The sequence below is a fragment of the Hoyosella rhizosphaerae genome (genome assembly GCF_014643175.1).
Taxonomy (GTDB): Bacteria; Actinomycetota; Actinomycetes; order Mycobacteriales; family Mycobacteriaceae; genus Lolliginicoccus; species Lolliginicoccus rhizosphaerae.
Genome location: NZ_BMJH01000001.1, coordinates 1026381 through 1049396 on the forward strand (window position 1 = coordinate 1026381; position 23016 = coordinate 1049396).

At 58.4% G+C, this 23016-nt stretch carries 18 protein-coding genes; 3 read left to right on the plus strand and 15 right to left on the minus strand.

All coding sequences use genetic code 11. From position 1 onward, the window contains the following. Positions 1 to 12: 12 nt before the first annotated feature. The 4 genes from IEW73_RS04780 to aspS all read right to left on the minus strand — a co-directional run bounded on the left by IEW73_RS04780 (position 13) and on the right by aspS (position 6614). Positions 13 to 1221 (minus strand): phosphotransferase family protein, encoded by a 1209-nt coding sequence (locus tag IEW73_RS04780; RefSeq protein ID WP_188671164.1) that lies wholly within the window; start codon positions 1219 to 1221, stop codon positions 13 to 15. An 11-nt stretch (positions 1222 to 1232) separates the two neighbouring features. Further along, a complete protein-coding gene (locus IEW73_RS04785; protein ID WP_188671166.1) occupies positions 1233 to 2159 on the minus strand; it encodes a transglutaminase family protein in 927 nt (308 codons plus the stop codon). Then, positions 2156 to 4705: a circularly permuted type 2 ATP-grasp protein gene (locus tag IEW73_RS04790; protein WP_188671168.1), complete on the minus strand. Its 2550-nt coding sequence runs from the start codon at positions 4703 to 4705 to the stop codon at positions 2156 to 2158. Before IEW73_RS04790 ends, IEW73_RS04785 begins: the two co-directional genes overlap by 4 nt. A 130-nt stretch (positions 4706 to 4835) precedes the next feature. Continuing rightward, on the minus strand, positions 4836 to 6614 hold the full coding sequence (gene aspS / locus IEW73_RS04795; protein ID WP_188671170.1) for an aspartate--tRNA ligase: 1779 nt from the start codon (positions 6612 to 6614) through the stop codon (positions 4836 to 4838). A gap of 189 nt (positions 6615 to 6803) precedes the next feature. Here aspS and ypfJ point away from each other — a divergent pair, with 189 nt between their 5' ends. Beyond that, positions 6804 to 7700 carry a KPN_02809 family neutral zinc metallopeptidase gene (gene ypfJ, locus IEW73_RS04800; RefSeq protein WP_188671172.1) on the plus strand — a complete coding sequence of 299 codons (897 nt, stop codon included), beginning with the start codon at positions 6804 to 6806 and terminating at the stop codon, positions 7698 to 7700. Here ypfJ and IEW73_RS04805 read toward each other — a convergent pair. The 5 genes from IEW73_RS04805 to IEW73_RS04825 all read right to left on the minus strand — a co-directional run bounded on the left by IEW73_RS04805 (position 7697) and on the right by IEW73_RS04825 (position 12996). Next, positions 7697 to 9007, minus strand: coding sequence for an MFS transporter (locus IEW73_RS04805; protein WP_188671174.1), 1311 nt, complete (start codon positions 9005 to 9007; stop codon positions 7697 to 7699). The genes ypfJ and IEW73_RS04805 overlap by 4 nt on opposite strands. Positions 9008 to 9073: 66 nt before the next feature. Continuing rightward, positions 9074 to 10312 (minus strand): hypothetical protein, encoded by a 1239-nt coding sequence (locus IEW73_RS04810; RefSeq protein ID WP_188671175.1) that lies wholly within the window; start codon positions 10310 to 10312, stop codon positions 9074 to 9076. Between the two features lie 70 nt (positions 10313 to 10382). After that, on the minus strand, positions 10383 to 11018 hold the full coding sequence (locus IEW73_RS04815; RefSeq protein WP_188671177.1) for a hypothetical protein: 636 nt from the start codon (positions 11016 to 11018) through the stop codon (positions 10383 to 10385). Beyond that, complete coding sequence (gene hisS / locus IEW73_RS04820) at positions 11011 to 12273, minus strand: histidine--tRNA ligase (protein ID WP_188671179.1); 1263 nt, start codon at positions 12271 to 12273, stop codon at positions 11011 to 11013. Before hisS ends, IEW73_RS04815 begins: the two co-directional genes overlap by 8 nt. A 60-nt stretch (positions 12274 to 12333) precedes the next feature. Continuing rightward, complete coding sequence (locus tag IEW73_RS04825; protein ID WP_188672921.1) at positions 12334 to 12996, minus strand: MBL fold metallo-hydrolase; 663 nt, start codon at positions 12994 to 12996, stop codon at positions 12334 to 12336. A gap of 148 nt (positions 12997 to 13144) precedes the next feature. Here IEW73_RS04825 and IEW73_RS04830 point away from each other — a divergent pair, with 148 nt between their 5' ends. Both IEW73_RS04830 and IEW73_RS04835 read left to right on the plus strand, forming a co-directional pair. Further along, on the plus strand, positions 13145 to 14029 hold the full coding sequence (locus IEW73_RS04830) for a peptidylprolyl isomerase (protein WP_188671181.1): 885 nt from the start codon (positions 13145 to 13147) through the stop codon (positions 14027 to 14029). 55 nt (positions 14030 to 14084) lie between these two features. Continuing rightward, complete coding sequence (locus IEW73_RS04835) at positions 14085 to 14861, plus strand: peptidylprolyl isomerase (RefSeq protein WP_188671183.1); 777 nt, start codon at positions 14085 to 14087, stop codon at positions 14859 to 14861. A 52-nt stretch (positions 14862 to 14913) separates the two neighbouring features. On the opposite strand, the gene IEW73_RS04840 is transcribed toward IEW73_RS04835, so the two are convergent. The 6 genes from IEW73_RS04840 to yajC form a co-directional block, all read right to left on the minus strand. Beyond that, positions 14914 to 17184 carry a RelA/SpoT family protein gene (locus IEW73_RS04840; RefSeq protein ID WP_188672924.1) on the minus strand — a complete coding sequence of 757 codons (2271 nt, stop codon included), beginning with the start codon at positions 17182 to 17184 and terminating at the stop codon, positions 14914 to 14916. A gap of 151 nt (positions 17185 to 17335) precedes the next feature. Continuing rightward, positions 17336 to 17905, minus strand: coding sequence for an adenine phosphoribosyltransferase (locus IEW73_RS04845; protein ID WP_188671185.1), 570 nt, complete (start codon positions 17903 to 17905; stop codon positions 17336 to 17338). Beyond that, complete coding sequence (locus IEW73_RS04850) at positions 17902 to 19653, minus strand: ABC transporter substrate-binding protein (protein WP_188671187.1); 1752 nt, start codon at positions 19651 to 19653, stop codon at positions 17902 to 17904. The genes IEW73_RS04845 and IEW73_RS04850 overlap by 4 nt, the downstream gene beginning before the upstream one ends. Before the next feature lie 39 nt (positions 19654 to 19692). Further along, the gene (gene secF / locus IEW73_RS04855; RefSeq protein WP_188671188.1) at positions 19693 to 20868 is read right to left on the minus strand and encodes a protein translocase subunit SecF; all 1176 of its coding nucleotides are present in this window, start codon (positions 20866 to 20868) and stop codon (positions 19693 to 19695) included. Then, positions 20865 to 22526 carry a protein translocase subunit SecD gene (gene secD, locus IEW73_RS04860; RefSeq protein ID WP_229675761.1) on the minus strand — a complete coding sequence of 554 codons (1662 nt, stop codon included), beginning with the start codon at positions 22524 to 22526 and terminating at the stop codon, positions 20865 to 20867. Before secD ends, secF begins: the two co-directional genes overlap by 4 nt. A 53-nt stretch (positions 22527 to 22579) precedes the next feature. Continuing rightward, positions 22580 to 22933 (minus strand): preprotein translocase subunit YajC, encoded by a 354-nt coding sequence (gene yajC, locus IEW73_RS04865; protein ID WP_188671190.1) that lies wholly within the window; start codon positions 22931 to 22933, stop codon positions 22580 to 22582. Positions 22934 to 23016: the final 83 nt, after the last annotated feature.

The window sequence follows — 23016 nt, forward strand, 5'->3', positions numbered from 1 at the left end:
CCCCAGGGTTTGTCAGGGAAGGCGCATGGCAGGGGTGGAATCAGTTTGCCGCAACGCATCCATGACGGCCGCAGCGTGCTCAGCTAGCGCGTGGTCCCCCACCGCGTCAGCTGCCTGAAATAGGCCAGCCCACCGGCTCGCCAGCGCACGCCGAGGCGCAAGCGGCCTACCCGCATCACGCTCCAACGCGCGACGAAGATGATCTTCCGGCAGGTGCCACGCCGTCGACAACCACACCCACACTGTGCGAGCGGCAAGCAACCGGCGGTCCAGCACGTCATCGTCAAGGAGCTGCGGCCACACAGTCGCAATCTCAGCGCGCCAGGCATCCACCATCGACGCCGACTGCTCCGGGGTGAGCCCAAGGTCGTATGAACACTGCGGGAAGGACACCAAAATGGACCCGAGGTCAAGCACCGCGTCGCGGAACCCGCCCCATTCGTAGTCCAGGAAGCGAATACCCGAACTGCTCACGACGATGTTGTCGGGAGACAATTCACCGGGACTAAACGCCCGAAACGAATTTCCTTGCAATATGTCCGAAAACTCTGCCACTTTGTGTTGAATATCCGGCGGGGTCGCCACGCCCAGCACCTCAGAAAGCAGCTGTGGAACATTGTTCACAGATGCGCGCATGGTGTCAGCGGGAACATACGGCGACATGCTGGCTCGCGCACGACGGAGCAGTGCACCAAAATCTTCCGACCTGCCCGCAGTGGCAGCGTGCATCCGGCCCAGGCTCTGCGCGACACCCATCAGCACGTTGGTGGTTGAATCCGATGTTGACATCCCAGTGGTGTCAGGTGTGACGACATTTTCGAACGTAGGTACGTCACCGAGATCAGACAAGATCAACAGCCGCTGGTCAAGGTCATGCGCAAGAAGTTCTGGTCCGGGGCGGTGCCGTGTGGCTAGCGAGTTCGCAAACTGATACGAAACGGCCTCACGGACGAAGCCTTCAGCGTGTCCGTCTCCGACTCCGAGCGCTTGAGCAATGCCGTTCGCGCTCGCTCCATCGGCGTTGTGCATCTGCTTGATAACCAGTGTTCGCGAAAGACGAATCGGACTATCAGATACGCGAACGCGGAGAACGATCGCCTGTCCACTACCACCGAGGTTTTCCGGATCAGTTAGCCGCACCGTAACGCCGTATCGTTTGGCAAGGACACGTTCGGCGGCACGCACAACCGCATGGGCAGATTCGGACACAAGAGAAGTCATCGTTAACTACGCTACCCGTTTTGCTGTAGAGGCGGTACCTGCTCAACACGCGGAGCGGCATCGAGCGGTGCCACGTCGACAGACACTGACATGCTGCTGGACTTCGCCTGCGTGAGAATAATTCCGCGTAGAGGAGAGACGTCAACAAAGTCACGACCTCGAGCAACAGTGACGTAGCGTTCGTCCACAAACTGGTCGTTTGTCGGATCAAATGCAAGCCACCGATTCCCTGGAAGCCACACAGCAGCCCACGCATGCGTCGCATCCGCACCAATCATGCGTTCCTTACCTGGCGGTGGCGTCGTGGCTAGGTACCCAGAAACGTAGCTAGCAGCGAGCCCCTTTGACCGGAGGCAGGCAATCGCAACGCGCGAGAAGTCTTGGCACACTCCAGACTTGCGTTCCATCACTTCGGCAACCCGAGTCGACACCGAAGTCGAGCCTGATTTGTAGGTGTATTCAGTAAAAATTCGGTGCGTTAGATCCCACACAGCATCCGCTAGTGGCCGCCCCGGAGTGAAAATCTCATCGGCATACGCCGCCACATCCGGGGTGATTTCAGCCGGATTATTGTCAATCTGAAAATCGACAGCCCGGGCCGCGTCCACCCCCGTCGGGCGACACATCTCCCATGGGGCGTCAGCCAAACCCGACTTCAGATGCCCCTCCGGTGGGGCGTCAACTTCGACGCGCGACCTGGCCGTAACGACAAGTTCAGTGTGCTCAGTCGTCACATGAAAATACACCGCCGTATTGCCAAAGTAGTCCACCATGAACGATTGATCTGTTGGTTCAGGCGACACGGTGACGCTGTGCTCGAGTCTGCGTTGCTCCGGCAGTTCGAGCGGTGTCACAAACCCGCGCCCATAGGACGAAGTGACCGGTCCGGCGTACGAGTATGTGGTGATGTGAGTGACTTGATAGGTACGTGTGCTCATGCCCATACCTCGCTCTGCTCACCATCGGCACCTGTTGTGAAACCACCCGACAACCACAGCGGCTGCATCTCAACTGGCGGGGCAAGCAAGCTCGTTTCCACAATCTCGGATAGCTCCCTCAGTTGCTGCCGGACCGTCTTGAGGAACGTGTCCAACACCTGACGCTGGCCTTGTTCGTTGAGTTCCTCGAGTTCGTTCGGCGAGGCGCGACGGACGTGCGTGATGATTTCATCAATCAACCGTGACGCCCTCGCTGGCACAGACTGCTCAGGCAGACTCACAAAGTTCTCCCGAATGCGATCAAGCTGATAGATAAGCGCGCGCGGGTTAGTGCTGTCGAACAACAAGAACTCAGCGAGTGGAGCGATATTGACAACACCATGCTGGCGCCGCCGATACATCACTGACGACTCGCACGCGAGCAGCACCGACTCGACGACGGCGCGTTCGGTTACCGGGTTGTATGGTTTCACCAGTGTGGCACCCAGCAATGTTGTTAGCTGCAAACTTCGTTCAATGCGGCGGCCAATGTCTAGCAGGTGCCAGCCAGAATCTCGAACCAGTGACTCAGCGCCAAGGCCGGCGAGCGCCAACATCCCGCCAAGGACAGACGTGTGTACCGACGCCATCACCACCGGGTCGGCTGTCGTATCCTCCGAATAGTCCTCCAAAGCGTCGTTTACGCCGCTGAGCACCATCCATGTATCAAGGGACAGTTGATCCCGAACTCCGCGCGCAGCTGATTCGAGGCGTCTAACCGAAAATGCCAGCGAACCGGGTCGGTCAGCAGCCCCGGTCAACGACCGCAGTTCCACGAATGCGCGGTCAAGATCGCTCGCGCCCGATGGGACAAGCGCCGCAGGCGAACCAGACACCCTTGTGAGTGCTGAGACCAAGATCGGCAATGAGTTACTGCCCGTCAGCCACGGCCTCGAACGATAGTCCTGATAGCGGTCCCGAACCGCGCTGAGGAGTCGGGCAGTGTCCTCAGCCCGTTCCGCATACCTACCAAGCCAAAACAAATCATTGAGGACTCGGGGCGAGCTCACACCTTCGGTCGGCAAACCGTGTCGCACCACAGTGAGTGACGCAACCGGTTCGGGTGCTTCCAAAGGCGTGACGGTCACCGAACCACCCTCGGCAGAACGCTCCGGCGTGCGTACCCACACGTCCTTTGCGATCTGAACACCCGCGGTCTTCACATCTGCGCGGTGCTCAATGGGAACGTGAGCAAAACCACCCGGCATCACCGTGTATCCCGCGCGTTGGGCGACCGAAAACATTCGAAGCGTCACTGGCGCCGATGCCACGCCCCCGGTGGCCGTGACGATGGGTTGTTCGGTTTGCTCGGGAACCAAACGGGCACACCATTGCCACGTCTCGTCTTCAATACGCCCACATAGGTCATCCCGTTGCGCTCGACTAAGTTCCCCTCCGATGAACGATTCGCCAGTACGAATGTTCTCGCACACGACGTCATCAAGGTTCTCCCGGATGTGGGATCGCGCACTGCGGTCACCCGCCCACCAGTTATCCACCGAAGGTAGCGCCAGTTCTTCATCCAACAGTGCCTCACTGATGCGCGGCAGGTACGCGCCCAGCGCCGGATTTTCGACGACGCCACAGCCAAGCGGATTGACGATGCTGACGGCACCTCTGCGCACCATTTCAGTGAGCCCAGCGACACCGGTACGAGACGGAGATCGATGATCAAGGGGATCCGTCGCGCACGAATCAACGAACCGCACCACGACGTCAATGGGAAACCTCTTCCCAATTGCACGCATCCACAATCGACCTTCACGAACAGTGAGGTCCGTGCTCTCGACTAGTGGGTAGCCCAGCATGGACGCAAGGAATGCATGATCAAACGACGCCCTAGTATCAGGGCCGGGACTCAAGATGACCACCATGGGGTCCGCAGTGTGGGCCACCGAAGCAGACTCAATAGCGACCTTCATGACTTGCACAAACGGGGCAAGAGACCGGGGGGTAATTTGCTGGTGAAAATCGGGCATCGCATGCGACAAAACCTTACGATCGGCCAGCGCATATCCCACCCCAAGTGGAGCCTGCGTGCGATCCTCGATGACCTGAAAACCCTGCGCAGTGTGGGCAACATCCATGCCATGCAAAAACAGCGGCGCAACATTGTCTCGTCGTGCGCCGAAGGCACCACGTAGAAAGCTTCGATGTCCATACACCAGCTCAGGTGGCAGCAGTCCCTTACTGACGACTCGCTGCTCGCCATATAAATCCGCGACAAGAGCGCTGAGCAAACGCGACCGCTGGACCATCCCCTTCTCCAGCATGTCCCATTCATCCGATTCGACGACGAACGGGACCGGGTCGAGATTCCATTGCCCGTCATCCGGGGTGAACGTGATGCCCTCGTGCGCGACAAGCCGCCGAACGCGGCTGCGCAAACGCCTGAGATCGTCAGAGCCAATTGACAGAAGCCCCGATACTTCCGGCGCCGGGCCACCCTCAGAAGTTCCACCTGATTGCGTCAACTCTGAGCCTGCGCCTTCATGTGGACTGTTCATTGCCACCACCTCATCGGACAGCTAGAAAACCCGCTCGTGATCAACCTCGATCATGGCACCGTTTCATCACCGAGGTGACCCGGAAATACCTGCACCCCACGCTTAATTGTGCGCGGGGTGCAGGTGAACGCTAGTTTTTGCTCCGTGATACCGGTTTCGCGTCGATTCCAGATTCTTTACGCTGCTGCGCTGTAATAGGCGCTGGAGCGTCAGTGAGTGGATCAACTCCGCCACCGGACTTGGGGAACGCAATGACGTCACGAATGGAGTCTGTTTTCGCTAGTAGAGACACGATTCGGTCCCAACCAAATGCGATTCCGCCGTGCGGTGGTGCACCAAACGCGAACGCGTCGAGGAGGAACCCAAACTTGTCCTGAGCTTCCTCGGCGCTGATCCCCATCACCGAAAAGACTCGCTCTTGAACATCGCGGCGGTGGATACGAATGCTTCCGCCGCCAATCTCATGGCCATTGCACACAATGTCGTATGCGTAGGCGAGTGCCGAACCCGGATCAGTGTCGAACGTGTCGAGGCTGTCGGGCTTGGGCGAGGTGAAGGCGTGGTGAACAGCCGTCCATGCACTTGACCCGAGGGCCACATCGCCGCTAGCCGTCGCTTCGTCCGCGGGCTCGAACATAGGTGCGTCCACGACCCACACAAACGCCCAAGCATCTTCGTCAATTGCCTCGACGCGTTTTGCCACCTCAACGCGAGCTGCGCCGAGGAGTGCACGAGTCGATTTGGGAGCACCTGCGCCGAAGAACACGCAGTCGCCAGGCTTGGCGCCGACATGCGCTGCCAATCCCTCACGCTCCGCGTCGGTGAGGTTCTTTGCCACAGGTCCGGCAAGTGAGCCGTCTTCAGCGATGAGGACATACGCAAGTCCCTTAGCGCCGCGCTGTTTGGCCCACTCTTGCCACGCATCAAGTTGCCTACGAGGCTGGCTTGCGCCACCCGGCATCACGACAGCACCGACATATGGGGCCTGGAACACCCGGAATGGCGTATTGGCGAAGTACTCGGTGCACTCCACTAGTTCGAAACCGAACCGCATATCCGGCTTGTCTGTGCCGAACCGCCGCATCGCATCGTGATAGGTGATCTGCGGGATCGGCGTTTCCAGTTTATGGCCGATAAGCTTCCACAAGGACTCCAAGATCTCCTCGGCTAGGAGCATCACATCCTCTTGGCGCACAAAGCTCATTTCAATATCGAGCTGCGTGAACTCAGGCTGACGGTCTGCGCGGAAGTCTTCGTCGCGGTAGCACCGTGCGATCTGGTAGTAACGCTCAACCCCAGCAACCATAAGCAGCTGCTTAAACAACTGCGGTGACTGTGGGAGGGCATAGAAACTACCCGGCTGCAGGCGTGCGGGCACGAGGAAGTCGCGTGCGCCCTCGGGTGTCGACCGGGTCAAAGTGGGCGTTTCGACTTCAATGAACTCGTGTCGAGTCAACACCGAACGTGCAGCGGAGTTAACCTTCGACCGCAACCGAAGCGCATGGCCGGGCCCCTCGCGCCGAAGATCCAGGTAACGGTGGCGTAGACGAGTTTCTTCACCAACATTCGGCTCGTCGAGCTGGAATGGAAGCGCCGCGCTTTCGTTGAGAACGACGAGTTCGGTGACATTCACTTCGATTTCCCCCGTTGGGATTTCGAAGTTGGCGTTTCCTGCGGGACGCATCTCCACAGTCCCCGTCACACTGATGCAGAATTCGGCGCGCAAACGGTGCGCCTTCTCGAGAACTTCTGCGTCGCGGAACACCACCTGGCATACACCGGAAGCATCACGGAAATCGATGAAAATGACACCACCGTGGTCACGCCTACGCGCAACCCAACCTGACAATGTCACGGTGTGGTCGGCGTGTTCAGCGCGAAGCGAGCCAGCCAAATGGGTGCGAAGCACAGGGATCCTTCCTCCCAGCAAAAAACGAACAAATCTCATGACGAGCGTTAGTGGACACAGTCCACACGTGAAACGAGCACACGTGAAACAAGCACTGCGCTGATCCTACGGCCGACTCAATGGTAGGCGGAAACCGAATTACTACACGACAGCACCCCACGATGCACCCGATGGTGCAAAAATCGCTTCATGACGTTCAACCCGAACGCGCGCACCAACCCTAACCGGATGACAACCGGCGGAAAAGGCAGCGGCGCAAAAGTAGCTGTTGGCGGTGGCGGCCTTGGCGCGCTGATCATCCTGGCGCTAGTCCTTCTCACCGGCGGCGACCCCAGCCAAATACCTGGGCTCAGCGGTGGCGATGGCGGTGCACCAGCAGGCGTCGGCGGCCCCGATGTTTCACACTGCATTACCGGCGAGGCCGCCAATGAAGACATCAATTGCCGAATCGGTGCGACGGCAGAATCCTTGGACCAAATTTGGTCCGAACTTCTCCCCTCGGTGGGAATGCGATACACGCCACCAGGGGTTCATTTGTTCACGGGATCAGTAAGCACCGCCTGCGGGATGGCCACCAGCGCAGTCGGCCCGTTCTACTGCCCTGCTGATGAGACTACGTATTACGACACAGATTTTTTCCGCGTGCTCTCAGACCAATTCGGGGCGTCGACTGGGCCATTAACTCAGCAATACGTTGTTGCGCACGAATTTGGGCATCATATCCAGCATCTGCTCGGTGACCTCAGGAAAGCGCAGACAGATCCAAGGGGGCCCGAATCTGGCGCGGTGCGGGTCGAACTGCAAGCTGACTGCTTCGCCGGAATATGGGCCCACTTCGCTGACAAAACTCCCACCCCTGGCTCGTCAGAACCATTTTTGCTACCACTCACCGAACGGGACATCGCCGACGCATTGTCGGCCGCCGAAGCGGTGGGCGACGACCGGATACAAGAGTCAACAACAGGCCAGGTAAACCCAGAGTCGTGGACCCACGGATCATCGGCACAACGACAACAATGGTTTCTGACCGGGTATCGCAGCGGAAGCATCGGCGCTTGTGACACTTTTGCGGCAGACCTCGGTTAGAGAGTGTCGGCGGTGCGCCGACGCCACATCACGTCACGCAGCCTTCGCGGCACCACACCCTGCTGCGCCAGTTCCGCACGAGCCTTGCGACGCGTCACGACAATGCCCAGCACGGCAATTGCCCACACCGGGTATTGCATGAGCCACGCCACCCGGAACGCATCTGCGGTGTAGTCACCGAACAGCGTCAACACCACGCCAACTGTGCCAATGGTGACGAGCGTGGCTGCGAACCCGCCCTGGTTGACCATTCCCTGAGCTACGCCGAGTTGGTGGGGTTGATTAAAAGTTCGCGCATAGTCGAACCCAATGACAGAACCTGGCCCACCCGACGCAACGGCGAAAACAAGCAGCGAAAGCAACCACCACGGCGCTGGCCACGGCACCAATAGCAAAACTGTCCATGCCAAGGCATTCACGGCGATGATCGATAACACAAGCCACGATCGGCGCAGCGGATGCCGCCCGGTAAGCACTCCAATCGCAGGCCCGATCACGACAGTCGCGACGACGAACAGGGTTAGCAGCGCACTCGCTGCGGCTTCACTAAGGTCGTGCGCACGCACTAAGAATGGGAATCCCCACAGCAGGACAAACACATTGCCCGAAAATGCCGTCCCCATGTGACTGTAAAAACCAAGCCGCGTGCCGGGTTGTCGCCACACAACCCGGATGGAGCGCACAATGTCGCCGAGTGTCGCGCCACGGGAGGTGATGTCACGCCCGAATGGGTCGTTCCGGATGACCACGAACACCAGTATCGCGGTGAGGACGGTAAGGGCAGCGACCGACTGGTACGCCGCCATCCATCCAGGTCCGTGCAATAAAGCCAGCAACGGCACCGCAGAAAGTACTTGCCCAATCTGGCCGAAAATCCCCGTAAGTTGCGTTAGTAGCGGAACCTTGCGAGGAGAAAACCACCGCGGGATGAGACGAATGACAGCGATGAAAACCAGTGCATCGCCTAATCCCACGAGGACGCGCGCGATGATCGCTGTCGTCAAATCAGTGCTAAATGCCAACAGAATTTGGCCAGTCGACATCACAACTACGCCCGCCGTGATCATGGCTCGTGAACCATAGCGGTCCAGGAGCACACCGGACGGTATCTGCATCGCCGCGTACACAATCACCTGCAACACAACGAAAGACGCGAGCACACCCGCTGTGATGGAGAAACGCTCGGTTGCATCAAGCCCAGCAACGCCTAGCGAGGTTCGGTTGAGGACCGCCACAATGTACGCGAACAATCCGACTGTCCACACAGCAAGCGGAGTCCGCACCCGGAGCGGGCCTGCTGGATCCATCGACACGAGAGTCATCATGCGCCTTATACAGCTGTTGTGCACATCATGACGATGCCAGCGCGCTTACTACGCTTCGCCGACGTCCGCCCGATGGGACCCTGGCTTTAACGCCTGTAGATGGTGCCCGACTTGACCAATCCGAGTACGCGCCACCTTGCCAGCCCCTGCCGCTTTGCGTCGCATCTCCGCCAACGCCGCACCAAGCGCCGGATCCTCATCATCAAGCCACCCCATCAACTGTCCGTGTCGTGAGTGGGAAAAGTCCTCAACAATGTCATGCAGACCAGCGATCGACCGACGCAACCGGATAGTGCTATTCCACCGGTGCACATCACGCACCCGAATGGAACCTAACCCTGCGAGTTGTTCCCGCAGTGCCCTCACAATTTCGCTGTCGCGATCACTATGTTCTTTGAGCAAAGCCTCCGCTGAAGCGATCGTCGCCTCTAGGTGTTCAGGCTCCTCCGCCCGCACACGTTCAGCGCGCAACTGCTGCCACAAGTACACCGACTCCTCAGCAACAAGCAGCAACTGAAGGGTTTCACCAAGCCTATTTTCGTCCGATGCCTGAGACAGGTACTTGGCACGGTCTGATATCGATGCATCCGCGGGCACCGTATCTAACGTGCGCCGAGTATGGGCGCGCAGCCTCTCCACCGTCACTTCCAACATCGGTCCGAGTGAGGCCACAGCTTCCCAGTCCGCCGACGCCAACACACCTGTGGCATCAACGGTGCGCTGCAACCTACTCAATGCCCGGTGATGACCAAACACATCACCTGCACGCGACGCCTGCGCAAGCGCAAGGACCTGATCAGCTGTACCACCCACCGCTTCCACCGCGGCCTCTGTGTCGCGGACAGCTGTACGCAGCGCCATCACGGAAAATGCCACGTGAGCGTTGACAATATTCTTGGCACTGAGCGCGGACGTCACCCAATGTAAATGCGCAGACCGCACGGCATTGGCGCCCCGGATGGTGGTGCGGAAAATCCCGTCGCTCGAGGGGATCACACCACGCGCTGCAAGGAGGGTCCGCGCCGGTGGAGCAACCTTGAGGAAGACACCGCCGCGGGAGCGCAACAATTTGGGCCCCGGCACCGACGGGATGAGGCGCATGGGCGCGGCCTGAGAAAATACCTCCCCAGGCGATTCGTCGATAATGCGTTCGGCGAAACTGTGAACCTCAGCCTCTGGACCCGACACGAACATGCCTTGAGGACCGGACACCACTTCTAGTGACCGTCGCAGCACTGCGTCTTTGCGCTCGGACACAACGTGCCTGAGCGCGTCGGTGCGCCCCATATGTCGATCATGCCGCACCGACAGTTTTCACGTCGAGAGTTGGGGCAATTCCCGCCATCCGCTGTGAGGTCTAGTCAGAATCAAGCAGGCTGACGAGGTCCTCTTCGGACAACGCGAACCTCGATGCCCGCCCATGATGCTCTGCCCTGCCTAAGGCACGAAACAGTGGACGTTCCATCAGCCCCGCACCACGCGCTTCTGCCCGGAGGTGCTCAACAAGAACGCGTGACACGGTCTCCGCGCTAATCAACTCACTCAATGCCAACGCGTCCGCGAGCCTGCGCAAGGCGACAATGTCGAGTTCAGCCCCACGGTCCGCACCGTACAGCGCGAGCGGCAACGTAATGGTTGCTTCGCGATCCTGGAGGGCTAAGTGCACCTGACGAAAGCGCCCCGGCTGCACTGTTAGCTCCACACGGGTAAGCCCACCCAAGTTCACCGCTTTGGTGGTGACATTGCGTGCATACACCGTGCGACCATCGATCCAGTACGCACGGCGGGCTGCCAAAAATGCGCCCAACGCTGGCGGGCCCGCGATGCCAACTCCGATGAGCAGCGCCAACCAGTTGGGGCCAAACAAGGACACAAGCAGCGCGATGAGTGCGCCTACCGCGACGCAGACCATCCCCACGCGGCGGAGTTTTGGCGCGACGACATCACGCCGCACGAGGTCTAGAGGTAGGGCAGTTTGTGCGTAATCAGCCACGGCCTTGTGACACCTCGTTCAATAGGTCATCGATAGAAACGGAACGCTGTTCACCGGTGGCCAACTCTTTCAACCCGATGGTCCCTTCAGCGAGATCACGGTCGCCGAGCATCAGCGCATACTTCGCGCCTGATTTGTCTGCGGCTTTCATAGCACCTTTAACTCCGCGGTTTCCGTATGCCATATCCGTGCGCACCCCCGCTGCGCGGAGGGTGCCTAGCAATTCCACCATGCGTTCGCGAGCTGGCTGCCCCATTGGCACGCCGTAGACGTCACAGCGTCCGGTGACGGCTGGATCCGCAGCTTCAGCGGCAAGCGCCAGAACGGTTCTGTCGACACCGATGCCAAATCCGATCCCAGAAAGGGATTGTCCACCAAGTTGTTCCATCAGCCCGTCATACCGACCGCCGCCACCGATGCCGGACTGGGCACCGAGACCCTCGTGGACGAACTCAAAAGTCGTCTTCGTGTAGTAATCCAACCCGCGAACAAGTCGGGGGTTAATTGTGTAGGGAACGCCAAGGCGATCAAGGTGCGACAGAACTTCGTCGAAGTGTTGCTTTGCACCATCAGACAGGTGGTCAAGCATCAACGGCGCATCCGCGGTCATTTCCTTAACGTGCGGCCGCTTGTCGTCGAGAACACGCAAAGGATTGATACGAGCGCGCTCTTTCGTGTCCTCATCAAGATCAAGTCCGAGCAGGAACTGTTGCAAAATTTCCCGATACTCCGGACGACAAGTGCTATCACCAAGAGATGTGATGTCTAGCCGAAAACCACTCAAACCTAGCGAGCGGAACCCAGCGTCCGCCACAGCGATAACCTCGGCATCGAGCGCAGGATCATCAATACCGATCGCCTCGACACCTACCTGCTGCAACTGACGGTACCGACCAGCCTGCGGACGTTCATACCGAAAAAACGGACCCGAGTACCGCAACTTCACGGGGAGTTGCCCCCGGTCGAGGCCGTTCTCGATCACAGAACGCATCACCCCGGCAGTGCCCTCCGGGCGCAACGTGACAGATCGTCCCCCTCGATCCGCGAAGGTGTACATCTCCTTCGACACCACATCGGTCGATTCACCGACGCCCCGAGCAAACAGGCCTGTGTCCTCAAATATTGGAAGTTCAATATGCCCATATCCGGCCAAATCCGCGGCACGCAAAAGTGCGTCGCGGACTGCAACAAACTGGGCCGACTGAGGCGGCACATAGTCAGGGACGCCCTTTGGCGCCGAAAACTTCGTGTTCACGGTGTGGTGTCACACTTTCTCGCGGTAGAGCCGACAGGTAACGGAGACGAGCTGAGGTTGTCAGCGGAGGAACGGATTACTTCTCCGCTCCTGACCAACGGTCGTGACCTCTCCGTGCCCCGGCAAAATCATCGTGTCATCAGCAAGCGGCATGAGTCTATCGACGATTGACTTAATAAGTTGATCCGCATCGCCACCAGGAAGATCGGAACGTCCAATAGATCCGGCGAACAACGTGTCACCGCTGAACACAATGTCACGGTCAGCGTCGTCCGACGCCACTCGGGTGCGCAACGTCACCGAACCCCGAGTGTGTCCAGGAGTGTGATCGATCACGAACTCGATCCCAGCAAGTTCCACAACGTCACCGTCGTTGAGTTCCTTCACCGTGCCTGGTTCGACAAACTCGATCCCCTGAATAAACCCACTCAGAGTCGGGCCGATACCTGACGCGGGGTCAGTCAACATGGGTCGGTCATCGGGATGAATGAATAGCGGAATCCCAAATTCGTCACACAGGGGTTGCGCCGTCCACATGTGGTCGAGGTGACCATGGGTCAACAGCACGGCCACAGGTTCCAACCCGTGCTCACCCAAAAGCTGCTTGACCGCAGGAAGCGCATCTTGACCAGGATCAATAACAACGCATTCTGGCCGATCATCGTGTGCGATCAGGTAACAGTTAGTTTGGAACATCCCAGCGGGGAATCCCATTACACGCACGCGCATACTCCCTAATCCATGCTTCGCCCCGTCACTCCGTGTGGGCAACACAGCATGTGTTGAGCTATCAATTGTCTGTCTTCTCAGGGTATGCGGATAACCTGACAACCGGTAATCGTCGACACAAACACAAGGAGGATCGGCTACGGTGCCGTCCAACCAGCAGCGGCGCGAGGTCGCGAAAAACAAACTTGAGCAACAATTAAAGGCCCGGGCGAAGCAAGACCGGCGACGGAACATCCTGACCATTGTTGGTGCCGTTGTAGCTGCGCTCGTCGTAGCGGCCGCAGCTGTGGGTGTATACAAGCTCACCGCGGGCAGTCAGAACAACGACTCTACGCAGGCATCGAACGACACTAACGACGAATCATTCGACGAAATATTCGACAGTCAGTTCGAAGAACCAGATTTCGCCGCGCTACCAGAAAGCCGGAGCGAACCTCTGCCGCCCACAGTCGACTGTGAATACTTCGACAGTCGGATGCCCGGCGTCCGCGATGTCGACCGGCCCCAGGGCGAAAACGTGCCAACCGAAGGAACCGTCGCTGTCACCATCGACATGAGCGAAGGACCTGTCGAACTGACACTCGACCGGGCGAAATCACCCTGCACGGTCAATAGTTTCGTCAGCCTCGCAGAACAAGGCTACTTCAACGACACTGAATGCCACCGCCTCGTCACAGGCGGAATTTTCGTCTTGCAGTGCGGTGACCCTTCCGCAACCGGCACCGGTGGACCAGGGTACGAGTTCCACGACGAATTCCCGCACGATCAGTTCGATAGCCCGAGGTCTGAAATGACGATCTACCCGCGCGGTACCGTCGCCATGGCAAACGCTGGTGAGAGCACAAATGGAAGCCAGTTCTTCCTCGTGTACGATGATTCTCCGCTTCCTCCTCTATACAACGTATTTGGGGAAATCAGCGACGACGGCCTCAATGTGATTGACGCCATCGCCGAAGGTGGAGCACCAGGAAACGAGGGTGTCCCGAACATCCCAGCGGACATCAAAACGATCACTGTAGGGGGCTAGCGGTTTGCACAGGCAGTTAGATCGACCTCTCCGTCGCGTCGCAATCGTCGCCGCAGTGGGAGCAGCCACACTGCTCCTCACTGGCTGCACCACCGATGAAAACCAAGCAACGCCGGACGCCGATCACACTGCCATTCCCGAAGTAGCGTTGTCAGCCCCCACACGAGCTGACGCAGCCGAGGTCCCGCCCATCGATGTCGCGGGACCTCGGCAAACACCGCTCGCCGATACCGTCTCGTGTGACTACGACCCGAACGGCCACTCAGCCCGCCCGGTCGCCAAACCGCCGACACAATCCGTGCCCGCCACAGGTTCCGTGGACGCCCAGATCGAACTGCGCGGAAGCCAACTCGACGTCATTCTCGATCGCGCAAAGTCGCCATGCGCAGTCAACAGTTTCGTCAGCCTCGCAAACCAGGGTTACTTTGACAGCACGGTGTGCCACGGAATCACTACCCGCGGAATCCACACGTTGCAGTGTGGCGACCCCACAGGAACAGGCACAGGCGGACCTGGGTACTCGTTCAGTGCAGAATTCCCCACCGACCAGCTGAATAACAACACCCTCGAACGCAGCGCCCCGGTCAGCGGCACCACCATCTACCCCCGTGGAACAATCGCGATGGACAACTCCGGGACCGGAACAAACGGCAGCCGCTTCTTCATCGTCTACGCCGACTCCCCCCTCCCGCCCCTCTACACGGTATTAGGTGAAGTCAGCGACGACAGCATGCACAGTGTTGACCTCATTGCCGACGCGGGTACCAACTCGGCCCACAGTGGAGCACCGCGCTACACCGTTCAAATCCTGTCGGTCCGCATCGAACGCTGACCTTCGGCGTCCGCACAGCTGGGATCCCACAGCGGGCATCACACAGCGGGCATCACACAGCTGATGTGATCCGATACACGTCATACACACCTTCGACGTTTCGCACCACATTGAGCACATGCCCGAGATGCTTCGGATCACCCATTTCAAACGTAAACCGACTGATCGCCACACGATCACCTGAGGTCGTCACAGACGCAGACAGAATGTTCACCTTTTCGTCCGCAAGTGCCTTAGTGACATCGGACAACAAGCGGTGCCGGTCGAGCGCTTCAATCTGAATCGCAACAAGGAACATCGAATTCGGTGAAGGCGCCCAGCGAACCTCAATCAGACGCTCAGGCTGCTCCCGAAGCGCGGAAGCATTTGTGCAATCCGTTCGATGCACACTCACCCCACCGCCGCGAGTGACAAAACCCATGATGTCGTCCCCCGGAACCGGAGTGCAACATTTTGCCAGCTTGACCAGAATCCCCGGTGTGCCAGCAACTTCGACACCAACATCATCAGCGGTGCGGCGGCCACTGCGCCGCGGCATCGACGACGGCGTAGCGCGTTCGGCGATTTCTTCCTCGGCGTCCTCGACCCCACCAAGTTGGGCAACGAGTCGTTGCACCACGTGTTGAGCGGAAACGTGGTGCTCCCCCACCGCGGTATACAAAGCGTCAACGTCTTGGTAGCGGAGTTCGCGGGCCGTCGCGGCCATCAAATCCCCGCTCAGGATGCGTTGCAGCGGTAGGCCAGTTCGGCGAACTTCCTTCGCTATGGCATCCTTGCCGGTGTCGAGGGCTTCCTCTCGACGTTCCTTCGCAAACCACTGACGGATCTTGGTTTTAGCACGTGGTGAGACGACGAATTTTTGCCAGTCGCGACTCGGACCTGCGCCCTCATCCTTTGAGGTGAAGATTTCAATAACTTCACCGTTCTCGAGAGTGCGTTCCAACGGCACTAGCCGCCCATTAACGCGCGCTCCGATACATCGGTGCCCAACCTCCGTGTGCACCGCGTAAGCAAAATCCACAGCAGTCGACCCCGTCGGCAACGTCAATACGTCGCCTTTCGGCGTGAACACAAAGATCTCCTTGAGCGCGAGGTCATACCTCAACGATTCGAGGAACTCCCCTGGGTCAGCAGCTTCTCGTTGCCAGTCAAGCAACTGCCGCATCCACGCGATGTCGTCTACTTCAGAACTGTCACCGGCATGCTTGCCTTTAGTTTCCTTGTAGCGCCAATGCGCGGCGATCCCGTACTCAGCGTTTTGGTGCATGTCATGCGTACGAATCTGCACCTCAAGCGGCTTGCCCTCAGGCCCTACGACTGTTGTATGCAACGACTGGTACACGCCATACCGCGGCTGGGCGATGTAATCCTTGAACCGCCCCGCCATGGGTTGCCACAGGGAATGGACAACCCCCACTGCTGCATAGCACTCGCGGACGTGATCACATAAAATTCGCATCCCAACCAGGTCGTGAATCTCGTCAAAGTCTTTTCCTTTGACGATCATTTTTTGGTAAATCGACCAGTAATGTTTGGGCCTGCCCTCCACGGCCGCGTTGAGTTTCGCGGCGTTGAGGGCATTGTCGATCAGCCCACGCACTTTTTCCAGGTAGATGTCACGGGATGGGGCTCGATCGGCCACAAGTCGCACGATCTCGTCGTACCTTTTGGGATGCAGGATCGCGAACGCGAGGTCCTCCAGCTCCCATTTGACTGTGGCCATTCCAAGCCGGTGAGCAAGCGGTGCGATCACTTCTAACGTCTCACGTGCCTTGCTTGCTTGTTTCTCTGGCGGTAAGAAACGCATCGTTCGCATGTTGTGCAGTCGATCCGCCACTTTGATCACCAAGACGCGTGGATCCCGCGCCATGGCGATAATCATCTTGCGGATCGTTTCCGCCTCCGCAGCGGAACCAAGCACCACTTTGTCGAGTTTGGTCACACCGTCCACGAGGTGCGCTACCTCGTCACCAAACTCCTCCCGGAGTTGGTCCAAGGTGTAACCCGTGTCCTCCACTGTGTCGTGCAGAAGGGCCGCGATGAGCGTCGTGGTATCCATACCCAGCTCGGCGAGAATCGTCGCGACGGCCAATGGGTGCGTGATGTAAGGGTCGCCGGATTTCCGGATCTGTTCAGCGTGGCGTTCTTCAGCGACGTCGTACGCCCGCTGCAGCGTCGTCAGAGTCGCTTTTGGGTAAAACTCCCGGTGAATCGACACTAGGGGTTCAAGAACAGCCTTCACCGAAGCTGCTCTTCCTGAAGTCATGCGGCGCGCCAGTCTCGCTCGAACTCTTCGAGAAGCCGACCCTGGCGCGGTGACCATCGACGTCAGTGGCCGCGACTGCGCTTCCCCAGACTCCCGCTGAGGTTCACTCACAGTGGGGCTGGAATCGCGCGAAATTCCCGAATCGTGACTCACACGACCACCTCCCTTGTTCGACAGAAAGTTGAACCTCTATCAGCAACTGTAATCCTCAGCGCACAGTCAACGCCGTCAAGGGGATGTCTTTTACTTTTGTGCGCCCACCCAAGTCGGCTATCTCCAACACCACTGCGGCGGCGACCACCGAGGCACCAGCGGCACTGAGGAGGCCAATAGCTGCCTCCAAGGTGCCTCCTGTGGCGAGAACATCGTCAATCACGAGTACTCTGCGTCCAGCAACAGATAGCCCGGATGCAGGAATCTCAAGGGCAGCTTCGCCATACTCAAGGGAGTAACTCCGCGACAAAACCGGGGGCGGTAGTTTGCCAGCTTTCCGCACTGGCAACATCCCGGTATTCAGATGCATCGCGACCCCTGCACCAAGCAAAAACCCGCGGGAATCAATTCCCGCAACGAGATCCACATCTCGTAGTCCGTCACGCATACCGGCCCTAGCTAGCGCCTCTACTGTGAGGCGTAAGCCGTGGGCATCGGTGAATAGCGGGGACAGGTCAGCGAAGGTCACCCCTCGGCGCGGAAAATCATGCACCGTCCGAGTAAGCGCTTCGACGGTAGCGGCGATATCTAGCGGTTCGTCTCCACTAGCGTTTCTCGCTGTCAATCCCGGACCCACTTGTCCATGTTCCACCCCGCACCAGCACGGGAATTATTGGGAACGACCCCCACGACCGCGCCGCTATGTGCTGTCAGCCGAGGCTGAACAAACAACGGCACTGTCGGAACTTCGTTCCACAGGATTGCTTCTGCCTCAGCAAATCGCTCAAGCCGTGCGTCGGCATTGGAGATCACAGCAAGTTCGGCGACAAGTCCATCGATTCGACCGTTGGAGAAAGCACCGATGTTGAGCCCATTTCGAGAATGCAGAGTGACAAGGTTGGTACCCTCCGAGGCCAATCCGCCGGGTCCTTGCACTCCGCCAATACCGCCGAGCACGATGTCGACATCGTCATTCGCCAGTGCTCGTCGCGGATCGAAGTCGCGTGAACTGACATTCTGGACGACAATTCCGGCGTCTTTGCAGGCTCGCGCGATAAATGACACGGTTTCTTCGCGTCGCTTGTCGGATCCGAGGTATCCGATACGAACGCGCATGTCGGCCGACTCTGTAAACCTGCTCGCTGCTTCAATATCGGGCTGGAGGTAGTTTTCCTGGGCCGGTCCAGCTATAAACGAGTACCCGGAGGAACCTGGTTGTGTTGTCCGTGAACTCGCAACACCACGGCGCGGCGAATCGTCAGCAAAGTAGTCACTGACAACGTCGTCCGCTACGCGAAGCCTCGGGACGCACGCAGTGAAAGCTCGCCGTGCCTCAACATCGTCGAACACCCCAGTGTTATTGAAAACCAACTGTTCGGTGTTCAGCGATTCGACCTGGTGTTCGGTGTAACCCGCGAGATCGAGCCCCGCAACAGAACCCGCTCCTACGTCAATGACCTGGGCTTCACCTCGTGCAACAATGTCGCGAGTATCCATCCCTGGCCACACAACGATGCGAGGGGTGCGAGGCGGATCGCCCCACCAACTGTCGTTTTTGACTAGGAGGAGGCCACCCTCGTCGGTGAAGGAATCAATCTTGTACGGACCTGACGACGGGAAAAGGTCCAAGTCGAGGTCCCCGGGTGTAAGGGTCCACCCGGTGTTCCAGAAGTCCGCAAGTCGCGACAACGCATCAATATCGCCTTCATTGACGGCAGCGACAACATCCGGGACATTCGCCTCACGCCCCGCTACGTGGGACGGCATCACCGTCGTCGCAGAAAAGAGAGACTCCCAGTCGGTAAACGACCGCCCCTCCCGGAATTGGAGTTGGGCTCGCTTTGTTCCGGGTTCGCAGTCAATTCTGTCGATGTCGGCGTAGCCCCAGTCAGTGGCGGTATCAAACAACTGCCTGGGCTCACCAGAATCAGGATCTGGGGCTGTGAAACGGCCGCTGCCCGCCGCCCAAGCGAACACAAGATCATCACAGGTAACTGCGTTTCCGTCGGAGAAAACAGCCGATTCGTTGAGATTGATTTCGTAGCTGTCCGCTTCGCCAGGAACCGGCGATATTGTTCCGAAGTCGCGATCCATAATCGGACTACCGTCAGGACCGATATAACTGAGCCCCGTAAGGACGCGACCGAACACTGACGGCGCGGCACTGTACGCGCCGTCGATTGTGTTGGCGTTGTAGGTGGTGACAGGAACATCCACTGCATAGCCGAGGGTGAACTCGTCGAGCGTGTCAGTGACTCCGCACCCCGCGAGCACGCTGGCCACCGTTGCCATTGAGACAACACCAACCGCTCGCGCAGCTGTGTTTCGGTTCCTGCGCCGAGGCGACTCGAGTCTGGTGCGGGCGTCAGTCATGTGTGGACATCCTTCCCCGATGTATGGCTCAAAAAGGAGTTACCGCCGACGCTTACCGGTAGGGCGTGCACCTGGCGATGGTGCAGTTCCACGTCGTTGTGACGGAACGACACGTCGCTCCGATTCTGCAGGCGATGCTGCGGCAACGCCAGCAGCAGTTGTAACGCCAACTGATGCGGTAGCTACTTCACGCCTGTCGAGGACATTCTGGGTGTGAGTAGCGATCGCTTCCGTGCGTTCCTTAATAGCTACGAGCAGCGGTGTGGCGAAGAAAATGGACGAGTACGTTCCAATTGCGATACCAACCAACTGAACAAGCGCGAGGTCCTTCAAAGTACCAACACCCAACATCCACACCGCCACGATCATCAAGGAGGCGATGGGTAGGACGCTGATCAGTGAGGTGTTAAACGATCGCATGAGTGTTTGGTTCACACCGAGGTTTGCTTGTTCTGCGTACGTTCGGCGCAGCGTATGCGTTACCCCGGTGGTGTTCTCTTGAACTTTGTCGAACACCACCACCGTGTCGTACAGGGAGTAACCAAGAATGGTGAGTAGGCCAATAATTGTGGCCGGGCTGACTTCGAATCCGACGAGGGCGTACACACCTGCCGTGACTGTTAGGTCAAGAATGACTGCGGCGATCGCTGCGAGTGCCATATGCCACTCAAACCGCAACGAAATATAGACACACACCAGTACCAGGAACACGACGAGCGCCAGCACTGCTTTTTGAGTGACCTGGCCGCCCCAAGTCTCACTGACTTTCGCGATACTGATGGCGTTTATGTTGGGTTCGCCCGCTTGATCAACAGGTTGGAAGGCATTGAATAGCGCCCGTTGGACTTCTTGGATTTGCGGCTCGTCGAGGGATTCCGAACGAATCTGGATCGAAGCCGTCGCGCCAGTGCCCACAACTTGCACGACCGTGGGTGAAATACCAAGGGTGTCAGTGAATACTTCTTCAGCTTCAGAGACAGAAACTTGCCCTGCGGGCATTTCTACTCGAGTACCGCCAGCAAAATCAATGCCGAAGGTGAACCCACGAATCCCGATTCCGAGCAGCGAAATGATGATGAGCGCCGCTGCGATGTAGAAGAACATCTTCCGTTTCGCAATGATCTGAAACGATCCGGTGCCTGTGTAAAGTCCGTGGAAGAAGCCATGTTTTGGCATTTGGGCAGGCTCAGTTGTCGTCACATCGGGTCCTGTCATGATTGTGTGCCCTTCACCTGTGAACCATCGGGAGACATCTCCGCTTCCGCGGAAATCTCACCTGTGTTTCCCCGCGGTTGTGCTTCCGCTTTGGCTGCCCTAGCTGCAAGTTCCGCTCGCTCGCGAGCAACTTCCGTGATCGCGCCAAGACCATTCAGCTTGGGGTTCGACAGCCACTTAGATTTGGTCGCCAAGCTCAGCACCGGGTAGGTGAACAGGAAGACGACGAGCAGGTCGAGCACCGTCGTCAAACCGAGCGCGAATGCGAAGCCCTTCACTTGACCCACTGCGAGCAAGTACAAAATTGCGGCGGCGAGGAAGCTGACAGCGTTACCAGTCATGATCGTGCGCCGCGCGCGCTGCCAACCTCGTTCCACAGCGGACCGGAAACTTCGACCTTCGCGCATCTCGTCTTTAATTCGTTCGAAGAACACGATGAACGAGTCAGCGGTCATACCGATACCAATGATGAAACCGGCTATGGCGGCCAGGTCGAGGGTGAAGTTGATGTATCGGCCTAGCAGCACAAGGATGCCGTAGACCAGCATGCCCGCGAACCCTAAGGACAACGCAGCAACGATGCCGAGCAACCGGTAGTACACGAGCGAATATGCCAATACGGCGAGCATACCGATCGCGCCGGCGATGAGACCGGCTTGCAGCGACGCGATACCTAATGTTGCTGAGACCGTTTGAGCCTGTGACGACTCGAACGACAATGGCAGTGCGCCATAACGCAATTGATTAGCGAGATCGCGGGCTTCGTCCTGGGTGAAGTTACCCGAGATTGATGTGGCACTACCAGCAGGAGTTGGGTCTCGAATAACCGGAGCGCTCACGACCGCGGTATCGAGAACAAACGCTGACTGCTGGCCAATGCTTTGCCGAGTGAAGGTTGCCCACGTCTGGCTGGCCTCACCGCGGAACCGGAACGACACTTCCCAACGGGACTGCTGCTGATTGAAGCCGTCACTTACGCTGCCACTGTCAATGTCCTCGCCTTCCAGCAGGACAGGACCGAGCAGGTAAACCATCACGCCATCAGTACTGCACGTGACGAGCGGTCGATCAGGTAGGTCGTTGCCTGCGAGTGGATCAAGGCCTTGGCATGTGTGTTCGGCGATCGCGCGAGCTTGCGTCTCGGGATCGTCACTTTGACGGAATGCGCGAGCTTCTTCGATTAGCTCGGCAGCCTCATCTGGGTCCGATGCGAGTGCACTTGTGGGAGTTTCCTCGGGTTCGAGCAGTTCGCCTGCTTCGTCGAACTCAGCATCGGAGGCGATCTGCGCATCGAGCACCGGACGGACAAACATCCGCGCGGTGGTTCCCAAAGTTCGCGCTTGTGCACCATCCTGGCCGGGAACTGTGATGACGAGGCTGTCACCGTCAACCAACACTTCCGACCCGGCAACGCCAAGACCATCGATACGAGTACCGATGATTTGTTGGGCCTGAGACAGTGCCTCTTCACTTGGCCGCGATCCATCTGGGGTGATAGCCGTCAACACCACGCGGGTGCCGCCTTGCAGGTCCACACCTAGGCGCGGTGTTGTACCCCGGTCGCCTGTGAAAAAAACCAGGGTGTAGCACAGTGCAAAAAGCACAAAGAATGCGCTGAGCACCCGCAGCGGAATTCTCCGCTGACTGGAAGAGGCCACGAAAGTTCTCCTTGACGGTAGTGGCGCTGCGGCCTACTACTAGGTGCTTGTGTTTACTGGCGTCCGGATTCGTTACCGCGCTGGTCAAACCCATCGTTTGGGTCAAACGTGGCTTCGGTGGTCCAGTCCTGCTCAGTTGCTGGCGAGTTTGGGTCTTCGGTGACGATGTCACGAACAGCCATGCGGAGCCAGGTAGCTGCTACCCCTGGTGCGATCTCTAGGTCGATGGTGGTGTCTTGCAAGCCTAGAACAGTGCCGTATAGACCTGACGTGGTCATGATTCGGTCACCGACTTTGAGGGAGTCTTGCAGCGCAGTCTGGCGATCCATTTCTCTCTTCTGCCGCCGAACCGACAGGAAAAGTGGAACGAGCAGAAGCAGGATGAGAAGCGGCAACAACCATTCCATCAGAGTCTAAATCCTCAATTCGAAGTACGCGTGGGCGATCAGCAGCGTTGCGCCAACCAGTACACCAGTGTGCCACTATCCCG